This window comes from Bradyrhizobium macuxiense, assembly GCF_007993935.1.
GTDB classification, from domain to species: domain Bacteria; phylum Pseudomonadota; class Alphaproteobacteria; order Rhizobiales; family Xanthobacteraceae; genus Bradyrhizobium; species Bradyrhizobium macuxiense_A.
Genome location: NZ_VITY01000002.1, coordinates 640501 through 657777, shown reverse-complemented (window position 1 = coordinate 657777; position 17277 = coordinate 640501). Strand labels below are relative to the sequence as shown.

The 17277-nt window shown below is 65.7% G+C and carries 12 protein-coding genes; 11 read left to right on the top strand and 1 reads right to left on the bottom strand.

The genetic code is table 11. From position 1 onward, the window contains the following. Nucleotides 1–169: 169 nt before the first annotated feature. The 5 genes from FBZ93_RS07095 to FBZ93_RS07075 all read left to right on the top strand — a co-directional run bounded on the left by FBZ93_RS07095 (nucleotide 170) and on the right by FBZ93_RS07075 (nucleotide 7566). Complete coding sequence (locus FBZ93_RS07095) at nucleotides 170–1015, top strand: CmcJ/NvfI family oxidoreductase (protein ID WP_146985216.1); 846 nt, start codon at nucleotides 170–172, stop codon at nucleotides 1013–1015. Nucleotides 1016–1222: 207 nt separating this feature from the next. Further along, nucleotides 1223–2482, top strand: a complete 1260-nt coding sequence (locus FBZ93_RS07090) for an MFS transporter (protein WP_146985215.1) — start codon at nucleotides 1223–1225, stop codon at nucleotides 2480–2482. 29 nt (nucleotides 2483–2511) lie between these two features. Continuing rightward, complete coding sequence (locus tag FBZ93_RS07085) at nucleotides 2512–4170, top strand: hydantoinase B/oxoprolinase family protein (protein WP_146985214.1); 1659 nt, start codon at nucleotides 2512–2514, stop codon at nucleotides 4168–4170. 7 nt (nucleotides 4171–4177) lie between these two features. Continuing rightward, nucleotides 4178–6217 carry a hydantoinase/oxoprolinase family protein gene (locus FBZ93_RS07080; protein ID WP_146985213.1) on the top strand — a complete coding sequence of 680 codons (2040 nt, stop codon included), beginning with the start codon at nucleotides 4178–4180 and terminating at the stop codon, nucleotides 6215–6217. A gap of 107 nt (nucleotides 6218–6324) precedes the next feature. Further along, nucleotides 6325–7566 (top strand): ABC transporter substrate-binding protein, encoded by a 1242-nt coding sequence (locus FBZ93_RS07075; protein ID WP_146985212.1) that lies wholly within the window; start codon nucleotides 6325–6327, stop codon nucleotides 7564–7566. Nucleotides 7567–7720: 154 nt separating this feature from the next. On the opposite strand, the gene FBZ93_RS07070 is transcribed toward FBZ93_RS07075, so the two are convergent. Beyond that, complete coding sequence (locus FBZ93_RS07070; protein WP_146985211.1) at nucleotides 7721–8935, bottom strand: mandelate racemase/muconate lactonizing enzyme family protein; 1215 nt, start codon at nucleotides 8933–8935, stop codon at nucleotides 7721–7723. A gap of 243 nt (nucleotides 8936–9178) precedes the next feature. Between FBZ93_RS07070 and FBZ93_RS07065 the strand changes: the two genes are divergently transcribed. The 6 genes from FBZ93_RS07065 to FBZ93_RS07040 all read left to right on the top strand — a co-directional run bounded on the left by FBZ93_RS07065 (nucleotide 9179) and on the right by FBZ93_RS07040 (nucleotide 17239). Further along, nucleotides 9179–11602 carry a CaiB/BaiF CoA transferase family protein gene (locus FBZ93_RS07065; protein WP_146985210.1) on the top strand — a complete coding sequence of 808 codons (2424 nt, stop codon included), beginning with the start codon at nucleotides 9179–9181 and terminating at the stop codon, nucleotides 11600–11602. Next, a complete protein-coding gene (locus tag FBZ93_RS07060; protein ID WP_146985209.1) occupies nucleotides 11602–12678 on the top strand; it encodes an ABC transporter ATP-binding protein in 1077 nt (358 codons plus the stop codon). The genes FBZ93_RS07065 and FBZ93_RS07060 overlap by 1 nt, the downstream gene beginning before the upstream one ends. Beyond that, complete coding sequence (locus FBZ93_RS07055; protein ID WP_146985208.1) at nucleotides 12675–13679, top strand: ABC transporter ATP-binding protein; 1005 nt, start codon at nucleotides 12675–12677, stop codon at nucleotides 13677–13679. Before FBZ93_RS07060 ends, FBZ93_RS07055 begins: the two co-directional genes overlap by 4 nt. 72 nt (nucleotides 13680–13751) lie before the next feature. Continuing rightward, complete coding sequence (locus tag FBZ93_RS07050; RefSeq protein WP_146985207.1) at nucleotides 13752–15299, top strand: ABC transporter substrate-binding protein; 1548 nt, start codon at nucleotides 13752–13754, stop codon at nucleotides 15297–15299. A 102-nt stretch (nucleotides 15300–15401) separates the two neighbouring features. After that, the gene (locus tag FBZ93_RS07045; RefSeq protein WP_146985206.1) at nucleotides 15402–16358 is read left to right on the top strand and encodes an ABC transporter permease; all 957 of its coding nucleotides are present in this window, start codon (nucleotides 15402–15404) and stop codon (nucleotides 16356–16358) included. Further along, nucleotides 16355–17239, top strand: coding sequence for an ABC transporter permease (locus FBZ93_RS07040; protein WP_146985205.1), 885 nt, complete (start codon nucleotides 16355–16357; stop codon nucleotides 17237–17239). The genes FBZ93_RS07045 and FBZ93_RS07040 overlap by 4 nt, the downstream gene beginning before the upstream one ends. The last annotated feature ends 38 nt before the right edge of the window (nucleotides 17240–17277 follow it).

Here is a 17277-nt window from a genome sequence, read left to right as displayed (position 1 = left end):
TCGAATGACCGTGCGAAATAACCATCCACTTCGCGATGGTGACACCGGAAGGAATTTTCCCTTTCCGCGCATTCCAAAACGACAACGTTGCTATTTTCGCCGCGACCTTGTCACCCCGGGTCGCGCCGCCAAGATCAAAAGCACGAACAATCGAGTCCGGGAGATCACCATGGGCCTTCAACAAACTCGTATCGAGTCGCTGCCGTTTGTGACTGCTGAGCTGAACTACCTCGCGCCGACGCCGGGCAAGCCCCGGACTTACGCTTTCGACCCGCCGCCCGGCGAACCCAAATCCACCGCGCTGCCCGAACCGCACAACGTTCCGATCTTTGATGGGCGCCTGATCGCCGACAGCTTCTCGCTCGACCGCGAGGGCTTTGCACTGGTCAAGCATCCGACCATCGTGAAGGACTATTACGACGACAACGAAGTCCGCAACGTCTACTACCCCGCCGTCGAAGCTTTCCTGAAGGCGACGCTGAAGGTGGACCGCGTCTTCATCTTCGACCACACCGTGCGCAAGCGCGTCGAGGGTGCGGCTGATATCCGCGGCGGCGGACCGCGCCAGCCCGCGACCCGTGTCCATGTCGACCAGACCGCCGTCTCGGGCCATAACCGCGTGTTCGAGCATCTGCCCGACGAGGCCGAGCAGCTCGTCAAGGGCCGCGTTCAGGTGATCAACCTGTGGCGCCCGATCCGCGGTCCCCTGCGCGACTCCCCGCTGGCGATGGCCGACGGCACCACGATCGCGCCGGAGGATCTGATTGCCTCCGATCTGATCTATCCGAACCGCAGCGGCGAGACCTATTCGGTGAAGTACAACCCGAACCATCGCTGGTTCTACATTCCCGAGATGACGCCGGACGAGGCGATCCTGCTGAAATGCTATGACTCGGCGACCGATGGCCGCACGCGGTTTGGCCCGCACACGGCGTTTGTCGATCCGACCACGCCGGCCGACGCCGCGCCGCGCGAGAGCATCGAGCTCCGCACCCTGGTGTTCCACAAGCAGTAGCGGCGGCGAAGTCTCCGCGAACGCGTCATGCCCGGGCTTGTCCCGGGCATCGGCGTTTAGGCTTCGTTCGAAGAAAGGTCAGATGGCCGGCACAAGCCCGGCGATGACGGCATGTGGGGCAACGAAAATCGCAATGCCTCCAAAGTTGGCAGCATCAGCCCAATAATGTTACGCCCGTCCCGAAAATGCTCGGGGAATAGGCGATTCATGGACGGCGTGGTGACGAAGGAAGAGGCGGGGATCGGGTTCCGCGCCCTGGTTCTTGCACTTCTGGCATTGGCCTCGGGCCACATGTTGTCGACGCTGCTGCGGACGATCCCGGCGATCAGCCTCGATCTGATGGCACGGGATTTCGGCACCTCGCCGCAGGCGCTGGCGAGCCTCACCTCAATCTATCATTTCTCCTTTGCTGCCTCGCAAATCCCGGTCGGCGCCGCGATGGACCGCTTTGGCGTGCGGCCGGTGTCGCTGAGCCTGCTCGCCGGTACCGTGGTCGGGACGCTGGTCTCGGCGCTTGCGACGGGGCCTGCGAGCTTCGTGCTCGGACAACTGATGCTCGGCGTCGCCACCTCGGGCATGCTGATGTGCCCGATGACGCTCGCCGCCAAGCAGATGTCGGCGGCGAAGTTCGGCCTGTGGTCCGGCCTGATCCTCTCGATCGGCAATATCGGCATGCTGTTGTCCGCAAGTCCGCTGGCCTTTGTGGTCGATCAGTTCGGCTGGCGCGCCGGCTTCTGGGTCTCGGCCGGCTTCGGCATTGCGGTGCTGATCGCGGTGTTCGCGCTGGTGCCGCGCCAGCCGGCGGCGCATGCGGATGATTCCTCGCCGCTGCATCAGATGGCCGAGGTGCTGCGGCTCGGGCTGTCGCGCGGCCTGCGCGGGCTGATCGCGCTGTCGCTGGTGTCGCTCGGCGCGTCGCTCACCTTGCGCGGCCTGTGGGCCGGACCGTGGCTGATGGATGTGAAGGGGTTGAGCCGCATCGAGGCCGGCAATGTGCTCGGCCTGTTCACGCTGGCGATGATCATTGGCCCGGCCTGCATCGGCGCCTTCGATCGCAAGTTCGGGCATCGCCGCACCATGGTGGCGGCAACCCATGCCATCGCCGCATTGCTGCTGGTAGCGATGGCGGCCGGCGCGCCGCATTTCCCGATCTCGAACCTGTTCGGCGTTGCCGTGATGCCGACGCAATATGACCTGGTGCTGCTGGTCCTGATCGGGCTCGCGACGTCGGCGCAGCCGCTGATCTACGGCATGACGCGGCAGCTCGTCGACGCCCAAAATACCGGCAAGGCGCTGTCGTCGGTCAATCTCGCGTTTTTCCTCGGCGCGGCGTTGCTGCAGTCGAGCACCGCCGGCGTCGCGGCGCTGTTCGGGCTGCCCGCAGTGCTGCTGTTCATCGCCGCCGCGCTGGCGATCGGGATCGTGCTGTTTTGGGCCTATACCTCGACGGCGGTGGCGATAAGATAGCACCGTGTTCCACCGCTCCCGGAAGTCACGTGCCCGCGCCCGCCAAGATTGATCCGATCACCCGTTCCGTCGTCCAGCACCGCCTGTCGTCGATCGTGAAGGAGATGGGCGAAGCCATGCTTCGCACCTCCTATTCGCAGATCCTCAATTCCAGCCGCGATTTTTCGCTGGCGATCTGCGACATCAGCGGGCGGCTGATCGCGCAGGCCGATCACATCCCGGTGCATGTCGGCGCCTTGCCGTGGGCGACGCTCGCGGTCGAAGCACGCTTCAAGGATGTTGCGCCCGGCGACGTCATCCTGCTCAACGACCCCTATCAGGGCGGCAGCCATCTGCCTGATCTCACCGCCTTCGTGCCGGTGTTTGACGGGGGAAAAAGGCTGCTCTGGACCATCGTGCGCGCGCATCAGAGCGACATCGGCGGCGCCACCCACGGCGCCTACAATCCCGGCGCCACCGAGATCTACCAGGAAGGCATCCGGATTCCGCCGATCAAGCTTTATGAGGCCGGCAAGCCGCGCGAAGATCTGCTCGACCTGCTGGCTTTGAACATCCGCAACCCCCGCGAATTCCGCGGCGACCTCGCGGCGATGCTCGGCGCCGCGCATCTCGGCGAGCGGCGGGTGGCAAAACTGTTCAGCGAGTTCGGCGCGGAAACTGTCGAGGCCGCGATCGAAGCGATCCTTGACGCGACCGAGCAGCAGACCCGCGCCGTGGTGTCCTCGTGGAAGGACGGCGTGTTCTATGGCGAAGCGCTGCTCGACGATGACGGCCATGGCCGCACCGACGTCAAGATCGCGGCCAAGGTAACCAAGAATGGCAGTGACATCGAGGTCGATCTCACCGGCTCCGATCCGCAGTCGACCAGCTTCGTCAACTCGTCGCACGCCAACATGCAGGCCGCGGTGGCGATGGCGTTTGCCTATCTGATCGACGCCGATATCCCGAAGAATACCGGCGCGCTGCGGCCGCTGAAGGTGGTGGCAAGGCAGGGTACCATTGTGTGGGCCGATCCCGGCCGCCCCGTGACCTTGTGCACGAGCCATCCCTCCAATGAGATCGTCGAAGCCATCATCAAGGCGATGTCGGCGTCGTGTCCGGATCGTGTGATGGGCGGATGGGGACGCAGATTCCGCATCGCGATCCAGGGCGAGGATCCGCGCAACGGGCGCAATTTCATCTGGCATATGTTCCAGGCGCGGCCGGGTGGCGGCGCCTCGATCGGTGGCGACGGCTATTGCTCGATCGGCGAATGGCACACCGTCGGCGGTCTCAAATTCGGCAGCATCGAGGTCGCCGAGGTGCGATTCCCCCTGCATTTCCGCCAGCACGAGTTCCGGCCGGATTCCGGCGGCGACGGCCAGCATCGCGGCGGCCTCGGTGTCGCGCTCGACATGGTGCTGGAGACGCAGAAGCCGGCCAAGGGCAACACCGCCGGCGACGGCGCGCGTCACGGCCCCTGCGGCATGCTCGGCGGTAGGGATGGTGAGCCGCATCACTATCGCTTGCTCTCCGAAGGTCGCGCGCCGCGTGTGCTGAAGACCAAGGAGGTCGGCATCGAGCTGCGCCCCGGCGATTGCCTCGAGATCCGCTCATCAGGCGGCGGCGGCTGGGGTCCGCCCGAGAAGCGCTCGGCGGAAGCGCGGGCGCGCGATGTCGCGCAGGGTCTGGTTTCGAAGGCGGTATAGGGCAGCGATGTATACGATTGGAGTTGACGTCGGCGGCACCTACACCGACCTGGTTGCGACCGATCAAACCGGGCGCACCGTCTTCGCGAAATCTCCGTCCACGCCGGCCGATCAGTCGGTCGGGGTGATGGCCGGACTGGAAGAGCTGGCGCGCCGCCTCGGCGTCACCCGCGCGGCGATGCTCGCTGCGACCGATCGCCTGGTGCACGGCACGACGGTTGCGACCAACGCGCTGCTGGAGCGCAAGGGCGCCAAGGTCGCGCTGCTCACCACCGAAGGCCATCGCGACGTCGTCGAGATGCGCGAAGGCTTGAAGCCGGATCGCTACGACCTGCGCACGCCGCCGCCCGAGCCGCTGGTGCCGCGCGAGCGCCGCTTCGGCGTGCGCGAGCGGCTGAAGGCCGACGGCAGCGCGGCGATTGCACTCGATGCCACAGCGCTCGGCAAGGTCATCGCCGAGGTGAAACGGTCCGGCGCGAACTCCGTCGCGGTTTGCTTCCTGCACGCCTATCTCAACCCGGCGCATGAACTCGCTGCGGTCGAGCGGCTGGCGAAGGAGCTGCCCGAGGTCAGCGTGTCGCGCTCCAGCGATGTGCTGCCGCAGATCAAGGAATATGAGCGCGTCTCGACCACCATCGTGAACGCCTATGTCGAGCCGACGGTGCGGCACTATCTGACCAATCTGGAGCGCAGCCTGCATGAAGCCGGCTTCAAGGGATCGCTGTTCGTCGTGCTGTCGCATGGCGGCATGGCGCCGGTCGAGGAAGCCTCGCGGCTCGCCGCGGGCACCGTGCTGTCGGGCCCGGCCGGTGGCATCTCCGGCAGCCGCCGTTGCGCTGAAATGCTCGGGATTCCCGATCTCGTGCCGTTCGACATGGGCGGCACCTCGACCGATATTTCCTTGATCGCTGACGGCCAGGCTTCGCTGTCGGCCGACGGCATGCTGGCCGGCCAGCGCATTGCGCTGCGCAGCCTCGACATCGCCAGCATCGCGGCCGGCGGCGGTTCGATTGCCAGCGTCGACGGCAGCCGCACCTTGCGGGTCGGGCCGGAGAGCGCCGGCTCGGTGCCGGGCCCGGCCTGCTACGGCAATGGCGGCACCGCGGCTGCTGTCACCGACGCCAATGTCGTGCTCGGCTATCTCGATGCCGCCGCCTTCATGGGCGGCGCGCGGCCGCTCGACCGCGCGGCGTCGGAAGCGGCCGTCGACCGCATCGCCAAAGCGCTCGAGCTGTCGCGGATCGAGGCGGCCGCCGGCATCTACAAGATGATCAATCTGAAGATGGCCGACGGCATCCGCCTGATGACCTTGCGCCGCGGCGTCGACCCGCGCAAATTCGCGCTGCTCAGCTTCGGCGGCGCGGCCGGCATGCACGCGGCCGAAGTCGCGCGCGAACTCGAGATCAAGCGCATCATCGTGCCGACGGTCGCCTCCGTGCTCTCCGCATGGGGCATGCTGACCAGCGATCTGCGCTACGAGGTCAGCCGGACGCATTACGGCACGGGGCGGATTTCCGCCGACGAGGTGCGGGCGCTGTTCGCCGCACTGGAAGAGCAGGCCGCAGGGCGGCTGCGCGACTGGTTCAAGGGCGACATCGCGATCGAGCGCTCCGCCGAGATGCGCTATGGCGAGCAGGTATTCGAGATCGACGTGCCGCTCGGCGATCTCGATCTCAACGCCGCAGACCTCGTCGCGCAGATCGAGGAGCGCTTCCATTGCCGCCACGAAGAGCTCTACACCTATGCCTCGCGCGGGCAGGAGGTCGTGTTCGTCAATGCGCGCGTCGCCGCGGTCGGCAAGATCGCGCGCGGCAGCGATGATGCCGGCGAGGCGACGTCAGCCGCGCCCTGCGCGCCGCGCGGCAAGCGGCAGGCGTGGCTCGGGGCCTGGCGCGAGGTGCCGGTCTATGCGCTCGATGATCTCAAGCCGGGCCATTCATTGGCCGGTCCCGCGATCATTGAGGCTGAAACCACCACGGTTCTGGTCGATGACGGTGACCGCGTCACGGTCAATCCGCTGGGCTGGCTCGACATAACATTGCGCTGAGGTCCGTCTCCGCCATCAACATTTCATTTTTCCGGCATTGGGTTGGGCGATAAAGTCCGCTCGCTCGGAGGGAGCGCCGGCCTGGTGTCGGCGTTGTGGCGATGTTGATGCAAACAAAAAGACAAACTGCGCTTTCGATATCGCTGGTCTTCGCAGCTATGCTCGCGGCGGCGCCGCTGCGCGCGCAGCAGGCGCAGGCAGCGCCCGACGCGGCCGGCAGCGAGATCCGCGTCGGCAATGTCATGCCCTACACCGGGCCGCTCGCCGCGTTCGCGACCATCGGGCGGGCGGAAGCCGCCTATTTCGATATGATCAACGAGCATGGCGGCATCAACGGCCGCAAGGTCAAGTTCGTCTCTGTCGATGACAGCTCCAATCCGAAGACCGCGATGGAGCAGACCCGCGATCTCGTCGAGAAGCAGGACGTGCTGCTGATGTTCGGCTCGTTCGGCACGCCGAGCAACCTAGCCGTGCGAAAGTACCTCAACGAGAGGAAGATCCCGCAGCTGTTCGTTGCCTCCGGCGACGAGGAGTGGGCGCATCCGCGGGCCTTCCCCTGGACCATGGGCTGGCAGCCGACCTTCCGCGCCGAGGGCCAGATCTACGCCAACTACATCCAGGCCGCCTATCCCTCGTGCAAGATCGCGGTGCTCTGGCAGAACGACCAGTTCGGCCGCGACCTGTTCAGGGGATTGCAGGAGGGGCTCGGCGACACCGCAGGGATGATCGTCGCCGATCTCGCCTTCGACGCATCGGAGACCGCGATCCAGAACCAGATCGGAATTTTGAAGAACTCCGGCGCCGACATCCTGGTGTTCGACGGCGCGCCCGCGATCGCGGCGCGAGCAATTCGTGTTGCCGCCGACCTCGACTGGCACCCGGTGTTCATCCTCGACAATGCGTCGGCCTCGATCGCCAGCGCGCTGCGGCCCGCGGGCCTGCAAAACTCGCTCGGCGTGATCTCGACCTCGTTCCTGAAGGATGCCGGCGATGCCGCCTGGAAGAACGACCCGCAGATCAAGGCTTGGGACGCCTTCATGGACAAATACTACCCCGACGGCGACAAGGACGACATCTACGCCGTATTCGGCTATGCCGCGGCCGACACGCTGATGCAGGTGCTGCGCCAGTGCGGCGACGACCTGTCGCGCGACAACATCATGCGGCAGGCGGCCTCGCTGAAGGACTATCAGAGCCCGATCGCGCTGCCCGGGATCGTCATCAACACCGGGCCGAAGGATTTCCGCCCGATCAAGCAGATGCGCTTGGTGCAGTTCGACGGCAACGCCTGGCAGCCGATCGGCGACGTGATCGAGAGCGCGTTTACGGCGGTGCGGGAGGATAATTGAGGGGCGCGGTAGTTGAGGAAGCGTCGTCCCGGCGAAGGCCGGGACCCATTACCCCAACTCGCGATTGGTTTACTCCGCTGGGGCAATAATCGTTTTCACGCCACGCAGCGGTGGTTATGGGTCCCGGCTTTCGCCGGGACGACGGTGGAGAGACCTACTTCTTCAACCCGTAGTTCAGCAGCCCGCCGTTGTTCTTCGGCGGATGCGCGCGCAGGCCTTCTTCGTTCGGCTCGGTGCCCCAGCCCGGGCGATCCGGGATCACGAGATGGCCGTCGACGAACTCCGGCACATAGGTGAACAACTCGTGGTCCCAGGCCAGCCGATCGATGTCGGTCTCCATGATCCGCAGGTTCGGCACGGCGGCGCAGAAATGCGCGTTCATCATGGTGCAGAGGTGGCCGTAGAAATTATGCGGCGCGACGTTGACCTCGAAATGCTCGGCGGCGGCGGCGATCTTCATCGACTGCCAGACCCCGTTCCACGGCGTGTCGATGATCGCGACGTCCATCGCCTGCTCGGTGAAGTAGGGCAGGAATTCGCGCAAGCCCAGCAGCGTCTCGCAGGACGAGATCGGGTGCGGGCTCTGGCGGCGGATGTAGCCGAGCGCCTGCGGGTTGAAGGTGTCGATTTCGACCCAGAACATGTCCATCTTCTCGATGGCGCGCAGGATCTTCAGATAGCCTTCGGTCTTGGCGTTGAAATTGAGGTCGAGCAAGAGATCGACATCCGGCCCGGCGCCGTCGCGGATCGCCTCCAGATGCATGCAGAGATTGCGCAGCACGGTGCGGTCGATATTGATCTCGGGCTGGAACGGCGAGCCGAAGCCGGGACGCCAGCCCATCGGCTTGCCGTCGGTGTAGACGAAGATGTTGGTCTTCATCGCCGTGAATTTCTTCTCGCGCACCTCGGCGCCGATCGCCTTGACGCCGTCGAGATCAGTGATCGCCGGCTTGTACCAGTCGGGATGGTTGATGCGCCAGGTCGCGCAATGCGACCAGTAGACCCGCACGCGGTCGCGGATCTTGCCGCCGAGCAGATCATAGCAGGGCACGCCGAGCGCCTTGGCCTTGATGTCGAGCAGCGCGTTCTCGATTGCGCCCAATGCCAGCGCCACCACGCCGCCGGCGGCCGGGCGCGTCGCGGCGAACAGCTCGACATAGATCCGCTCATGCTCGAACGCGTTCTTGCCGATCACCCGCGCCGACAGCCGCTCGATCGCCGCCGTGACGCCGGGCGCGCCGAAGCCTTCGTCATATTCGCTCCAGCCGACCAATCCGTCCGCGGTGGTCACCTTGACGAAATGATAATTCCGCCAGCCGGCATCGCAGGCGAGCGTCTCGACGCTTTTGATCGTGGTTGATCTGCTCATGGTTTCCTGCCCGGCGTTTGTTGGTGTTGGAGAGCGCACAATAGCGGATCGAGCAATGCGTCAATCGCACGGAGCCAGACCGCCAGCGCACGCTTGCTGCAAAGTGCTGCGGCAATCCAGCGAATTCCGTCAAGCGGAAGAAAATTCCACTTGCATCACACAGTCGGCGCGGCTTCAAGTTCACCCAACAAGAAAACTGAATCAGCTGCTGTCGCCGGCTGGTCATGTTGGTGAGGAAGCCTGATGGGCGCGTTGTCGCATCTGCGGATTGTCGAGATCGGAAGTGCTGCGGCGACGGGCTATTGCGCGCGGCTGTTTGCCGATTTCGGCGCCGATGTGCAGAAGATCGAGCCGCCCGAGGGCGATCCGCTTCGCCGCACCGCGCCGCTGACGCCGCAAGGGCACAGCGCATGGTTTGCGTTTCTCAATTTCAACAAATCGAGTGTCGTGCTCGATAAGAGCGACGCGGCGCGCCTGCGCGAAATGATCGCAGACTGCGATATCCTGCTTGACGGCCGCGGCATCGCTGCGGCCAATTGTCCCGATATCGATCTCGCTGCGATCAAGCGCGACAATCCGGGCCTGATCCATCTCGACCTCGCCTGGTTCGGCGATCGCGGTCCCTACGCCGATTTCGCGGCAACGGACTCCACGATCCGAGCGCTGACCGGCCTCGTGAAGCTGGTCGGACCCGAGCAGGGGCCGCCGATGCACGCGCCGGATTTCCAGACCGGGATCCTGGGCGGGCTATGGGGCTTCATCGCCGCCGCATCGTCGGTGCTGGGGCGCATGCAGGACGGCCGCGGACGGCAAAGCCATCTCAGCCTGTTCGAGGCCAGTATCGCCGTCACCGAATACATCATGTTCGAGGCGTTCCAGCGCGGCGACATCATGCGGCGGATCGGCGTCAACCGGTTCTGGCCGACCTTTCCGGTCGGCATCTATGAAACCAAACAAGGCTGGCTCGGCGTCACCACGGTGACCCCGGCGCAATGGCGCGCGTTCTGCGAGATGCTCGGGCTGAACGAATTGCGCGACGATCCGACGCTGGTGATGGGCGTCGACCGGCTGCAGCGCGTCGCCGAGATCGAGGGCAAGATCCTGCCGAAGCTGAAGCAGCGCACCGCGCAGGAATGGTTCACTGAGGGTCTCAAGCGCAAGATCCCGATTGTTCCGGTGCCGGAGATCTCGGACCTCATCGCCGATGAAGAGAAGCGCGCCCGCGGCGCCATCGTACCGATCACGGTCGGCGACGAGACCGGCTTTTCCGCCGGCACGATGCAGCGGCTGACGGCAACGCCGCCGCTGCGCGGTGGCCGCGTGCCTGATATCGGCGAGCAGCAGGTCGCGCGAGCCGCCGTGCCGCGTGCGCCGTTGCCGAAGTTGGCGGCGACCAATCGCCTCCCGCTCGAAGGTATCCGCGTCGTCGACTTCTCGATGGGCTGGGCCGGGCCGATCTGCACCCGCACGCTCGCCGACCTCGGCGCCGACGTCATCAAGATCGAGGCGACGCAGTATCCGGACTGGTGGCGCGGCGTCGATCGGCGTCCGGCCTATGTGCTCGAGCAGATGTACGAGAAGTCGGTGCGCTACTGCATCATGAACCGCAACAAGCGCGGTATCACGCTCGATCTGACCCGGCCGAAGGGACTTGCGCTGGCGAAGCGCCTGCTCGCCGATGCCGACCTCGTGGTCGACAATTATTCGGTCGAGGTGCTGCCGAAACTCGGGCTCGGCTATGACGTGCTGAGCAAGATCAATCCGAAGCTGGTGATGATGTCGATGTCGGCGTTCGGCGCCGGCAGCGTGGATCGCGACTGCCGCGCCTATGGCTCGACCCTGGAGCAGGGCTCCGGCCTGCCGAGCGTGGTCGGCGATCCCGGCGGCCCGCCGGTCATGAGCCACACCGCATTTGGCGACGCCGTCGGCGGCCTCAACGGTGCTGCCGCGGTGCTGACCGCGCTGATTCACGCTGGGCTCACGGGGCAGGGCCAGTTCATCGATCTCGCGCAGATCGAATGCATGATGCCGTTCGCCGCACCCTGGATCGTCGCGCATTCGACCAGTGGCAAGCCGCCGGCGAAATATGGCAACCGCCATCCGGATTTCGTGCCGCATGGCTGCTTTCGCTGCGATGGCGACGACAACTGGATCGTGGTCGCGGTGTCCGACGATGCGATGTGGCCGAAACTCGCGCGGCTGCTCGGCCGCGACGATTGGGCGTCGAGCGAGGCGCTCAAGACGGCCGCGGGCCGTCGCGCCATCGAGGCCGAGATCGAGGCTGCGATCACGGCCTGGACCTCGGAACGTGATCCCGATGCGGCGATGACCGCGCTGCAGTCCGCCGGTGTCGCGTCCGGCGTCGCGCGGCTGCCGATCGATCTGTTGAAGGACCCGCAGCTCCACGCCCGGGGCTTTATCCAAGAGGTCGACCGCGCCTTCATTGGCAAACATCCGCAGCCGTCGATGCCGTTCCGCGAAGGCGATGCGCCGTTTGCGATCCGCTCGGTGCCGCCGACGCTCGGCGAGCACAATCGCGAGATCCTGTCCGGCATGCTCGGCCTGTCCGATGCCGAGCTCGAGGAGCTCACGCGTGACGGCATCATCGGCACCGAGATGCTGATGGAGGAGCAGCTGGTGAAAGAGAAGAAGCGGGCGGCGGGCTGATGGGAGCAGGGCCACCGGCACAGCGCAGGGCGGAGGGTGCGCGCGACGGTGCGCGGCCGCTGCTCTCCGTGCGCGGGCTCGGCATCCGCTTCAAGACCACGCAGGGCATCTGGCAGGCGACGCGCCGGATCGAATTCGACATCGCGCCCGGCGAGCGCGTCGGCATCGTCGGCGAGAGCGGCTGCGGCAAGACCATCACCGGCCTGTCGATCCTGCGGCTGTTGCCGGGCAATTTTGCCGGCCTCGACGGCAAAATCCTGTTCGACGGCGTCGATCTCGCTTCCTGCAGCGCGCGGCAGATGCGCGCGATCCGGGGCAAGCGGATCGCGATGATCTTCCAGGAGCCGATGAGCGCGCTCGATCCGGTCTTCACCGTCGGCCACCAGATCGCCGAGACGCTGCGCGTCCACAGCAACATCGGTCAGGGGGAAGCGCGCGCCAAGACGCTGGAGATGCTCCGCCGCGTCGGCATCGCCTCGCCGGAACGTCGGATCGACGATTATCCGCACCAGCTCTCCGGCGGCATGCGCCAGCGCGTGATGATCGCGGCGAGCCTGATCTGCGGGCCGCAGCTGCTGATCGCCGACGAGCCGACCACCGCGCTCGACGTCACCGTGCAGGCGCAGATCCTCGAGCTGCTCCGCGACATCAGCGAGACCTCGAAGACCGCGCTGATGCTGATCACCCACGATCTCGGCGTCGTCGCCGAGACCTGCACGCGGATGATCACGATGTATGCCGGCGAGGTGATCGAGGACGCCAGCGTCGACGAGGCGCTGGTGCGGCCGCTGCATCCCTATACGTCGGGACTGTTACGCTCGCTGCCGCATTTGAGCCCACGCCACGGCCGGCTGCCGTCGATCCCGGGCCGGGTGCCGTCGATCGCCGAGATGCCGGCCGGCTGCCGCTTCCGCGCCCGCTGCGCGCATGCTGCAATGGGCTGCGAGGGCGAGCAGAAGCTGCAGGATGCCGGCGGAGGCCGCAGGGTGCGCTGTCATCGCTTTGCCGAGCTCAATCTGCCGGGCGCGCTGCATCCGCCCGGCGCGCCGGCTGCTGCGAAGGTCGCGACGCAATGACCGCAGCATCCGCCGAACAGCGCCGCGAGCCCATCGTCTCGGTGCGCGATCTCCAGGTCCGATTCCAGACCTCGGACCGCCGCGCCACCGTCAAGGCGGTCGACGGCGTCAATTTCGACGTCCGCCGCGGCGAGACTTTCGGCATCATCGGCGAGTCCGGTTCGGGCAAGACCACGATCGGACGTGCGCTGGTGTTCCTGCTCAATCCCAGCGCCGGCGCCATCCTGCACGACGGCATCGACCCGACGGCACTGTCGCGCAGGGAATTCCAAAACCATCGCCGTGACTACCAGATCATCTTCCAGGATCCGAATGCCGCGCTGAACCCGCGCATGACCATCCTGGCCTCGGTGCTGGAGCCGCTGGAGCTCGCCCGTATCGGCGACCGCGCCGCGCGCGAGCGGCAGGCGCGGGAGGCGCTGGAGCGGGTCGGCCTGCCGCAGGAATTCGGCGAGCGCTATCCGCACCAGCTCTCCGGCGGGCAGAAGCAGCGCGTCGTGATCGCCCGCGCGCTGACGCTCAAGCCAAAGCTGATCGTCTGCGACGAGGTGGTGGCCGCGCTCGATATGTCGATCCGCGGCGACGTGCTCAATTTGTTTGCCGATCTGCAGCGCGACCTCGGGCTGACCTACGTCTTCATCACCCACGATCTCGCGGTGGTCGCGCATATCAGCGAGCGCGTCGCGGTGATGTATCTCGGTCAGTTCGTCGAGCTCGGGCCCACTGAGGAGGTCGCCGAGCGGCCGCTGCATCCCTACACCATCGCGCTGCTGTCGGCCGAGCCGCGGCCGCTGCCGTCGACGATGCGGCAGGAAAGCCGCATCGTGCTGCAGGGCGAGGTGCCGAGCCCGATCGATCCGCCGTCGGGCTGCCGCTTCCGCACCCGCTGCCCGCACGCGCAGCCGCTCTGCACCGAGCGTGTGCCGGAGTGGCGCGAGCTGAAGCCCGATCACTGGGTGGCCTGCCATTTCGCCGACCGCCCGAATTTTTCGCCGAGATAGAGCATGATCCGGAAAAGTGTGAAGCGGTTTTCCGGCAAGATCATGCTCCAAACAAAATTGGAGATTCATGCCATGAAAATGACAACCAGACGCGAGGCCATGGCGCTGATCTCCGGCGCATTGGCCAGCACCACGCTCGGCGGCCGATCATTCGCGCAAGGCGCGCCGAAGAAGGGTGGCACCTTGCGGATCTCGGCGCCGGCCAACCCGTCGAGCCTCGATCCCGCGACCGGCGGCGCCGGCTCCGACCACGCCTTCCTGTTCACGATGTACGACACGTTGACCGAATGGGAATTCGACACGCTGAAGCCGAAGCCGGGGCTTGCCGAGAGCTGGAAGTTCACCGATCCCACCACGCTGGTGCTCAATATCCGCTCAGGCGTCACCTTCCATGACGGCACGCCGCTCGATGCGGAGGCAGTGAAGTTCAACCTCGATCGCAACCGGAGCGATGCGAAATCGAACATCAAGGCCGATCTGCTGTCGGTCGCATCGGTCGAGGTCACCGATCCGCAGCAGGTGACCTTGAAGCTGAAGACGCCGGACACCGCTCTGCCGGGCATCCTGTCCGACCGCGCCGGCATGATGGTGTCGCCGACGGCGTTGAAGGCGGCCGAGGGCGGCGTCGTGACGCGCAAGCCGGTCGGCGCCGGCGCCTATGCGTTCGTGAGCTGGGCCGACGGCGAGAAGATCGTGGTCAAGCGCAACGAGAAATACTGGAAGCCGGACCGGCCTTATCCGGACGGCATCGAGTTCTCGATCATTCCCGAACTCACCACCGGCGCGCGTTCGGTTTCGGCAGGGCAGAACGATCTGATCTATCAGCTGCCGCCGCGGCAGAAGGCGATCATCGAGCGCGCCTCTGGTGTCAAGGTGGTGCACGGCCCGACGCTCTACGTGTTCCAGATCTTCCTGAACTGGGCCAAGCCGCCGTTCGACAATGTCAAGGTCCGCCAGGCGCTGAACTTCGCGATCGATCGCGAGTCCTTCGTCAAGGCCGCGCTCGCCGGCCTCGCCGAACCCGCCTACATGAACCTGCCGAAGTCGCACTGGGCCTATGATGCCGAGGTCGCCAAACTCTATCCCTACGATCCCGGCAAGGCGCGCAAGCTGCTCGCCGAGGCCGGCTTCAAGGAGGGCACCCCGATCGAGATCGGCGGCTATTCCGACCAGGATTCGGTGCAGCGCGAGGAGATCCTGATTGAGCAGTTCCGCAAGGCGGGCATGAATGTGCGCTTCGTCAACGCGCCGATCGCGGAAGCCTCCGCCGCATTCTTCGGTCCGGAGAAGAAGGGCTCCGGCCTGCTGGCGGCCTGGACCGGCCGGCCCGATCCGAGCCTGACCTATTCGCTGATGTTCACCAAGGACGCCTATTACAATGGCGGCCGCGCGCCGGTCCCGCCGGAGCTCGAGGCCGCGATCAAGGACTCGCGTGCGTCTGAAGATATCGAGGTGAGGCGCAAGGCGTTCTCCACCGTGCAGCGGCTGGTGATGGAGAATGCCTTCGTGGTGCCGCTGGCGTTCCAGTTCGAGCTGGTCGCCATGAACAAGAAGGTGCAGGGCTATCGGCCCAACCTGCTGGGCAAGCCGAAATACGACGACGTCTGGCTGGAGGGTTAGCATGATCCGGAAAAGTGCGAAGCGGCTTTCCGAAAATGATCATGCTCAAAAAAGGAGCTAATGCGCGATGATGTTTTATCATAATCTCATCGTGCTTTAGCAATGGCGCGACGGTCACCGGTCAAGGTCATCGGCAGCCGCCTGGTGCAGGCGCTGCCCGTGATCCTGCTTGCGACCTTCATGGTGTTCGCGCTGCTCAAGCTGGTGCCCGGCGACATTGCGGTGACCTTGGCGGGCGACAATGCCACCGACGCGCGGATCGCCGAGATCAGGCAGATCTACGGCCTCGACCGGCCGTTCCTGGTGCAATATGGCGCCTGGCTCGGCCATGTCGTGCAGGGCGATCTGTCGCAATCGCTGCTGACCGGCGAGAAGGTCGCTGATTCCATCGGCCGCGCCTTCCCGAACACGCTGCTGATCGTCGTGATCGCGCTGGCGCTGGCGCTGATCACCGGCATTCCGATGGGCGTGATGGCCGCGATCAAGCCGAACGGCTGGGTCGACAGGCTGATCAGCATGATCGCCTCGCTCGGCGTCGCGGTGCCCGGCTTCTGGCTGGCGATGATCCTGGTGGCGGAGTTCTCGCTGAAGCTGAACTGGCTGCCGGCGACCGGCGCAAAATCCTTCAGCGTCTCGCCGATTGACGCGGTCCGGCACGCGCTGCTGCCTGGCATTGCGATCGCGGCCTATGGCATGGCCGAGGTGGCGCGCCAGCTGCGCGGCGCGTTGCTGGAGGTGCTGTCGTCGCAATATGTCCGCACGCTGCATGCCAAGGGCCTGTCGATGTCGCGGATCCTCTGGCAGCACGGGCTGAAGAATGTCAGCGTCAATCTGCTCACGATCATCAGCCTGCTGGTGAACCGCATGCTGGCGGCGACCGTGGTGATCGAGGCGGTGTTCGCCATTCCCGGTCTCGGCAGCCTGATCGTGCGCGGCGCGATCCAGCGCGATTTCCCGATCGTGCAGGGCGTGGTCTTCACCATGGTGGTGGTTGTGATCGCGGTGAATCTGATCACCGACCTGCTGTGTGCCGCGGTCGATCCGAGGATCGAGCAATGACCGACACCGCGCTCGCATCCCTGAAAACACCGGCCAGGCCGACCCGGCTGAGGCGGTTTGCCCGCTGGCTCGTTGGCGATGTCCGTGCAGCGCTGTCAATCCTGGTGCTCGTGGTGCTGGTTGTCGTCGCGATCGGCGCGCCTTGGATCGCGCCCTATGCGCCGACCGCACAGGACGTCAACAACATGCTTGCGCCGCCGGGGCCCTCGCATCTGCTCGGCACCGACGATCTCGGCCGCGATGTCTTCTCCCGCCTGATCTACGGCGCGCCGGCTACCGTCTATGCCAGCCTGCTTGCGGTCGGCGTCGCGGTCCTGATCGGGCTGCCGGTCGGCCTCATCGCCGGCTATTTCGGCGGCTGGATCGACGACGTCATCAGCCGCATCATCGACACCTTCCTGTCGTTCCCCGCCATCGTGCTGGCGATCGCGGTCACCGGCGCACTCGGCATCGGGCTGACCAACGGCATGATCGCGATCGGCATCACGATGTTTCCGGCGCTGGCGCGCATCGTCCGTGCTCGGACGTTGATCGTGCGGCTGGAGCTCTATGTGGACGCGTCGAGAGGCTTTGGCGCGCCGACCTGGCACATCCTGTGGCGCCACGTGCTGCCGAACACGCTGCAGCCGGTCATCGTGCAGGTGACGCTGCTGCTCGCGGCGGCGCTTTTGGCCGAAGCAAGCCTGTCGTTCCTCGGCCTCGGCATCCAGCCGCCGGACCCGAGCTGGGGCGCCATGCTGGCGCGCGCCTATCAATATATGGAGATTGCCCCGGAGCAGATGTATGCGCCGGGCCTTGCCATTCTCGTCGTCTCCCTGGCGTTCAACGCGCTCGGAGAATCCTTGCGTGTCGTGCTCGATCCGACCATGAAGGATCGTTAGAAGCCACCACCTCTCCCCGCAAGCGGGGCGAGGTGAAG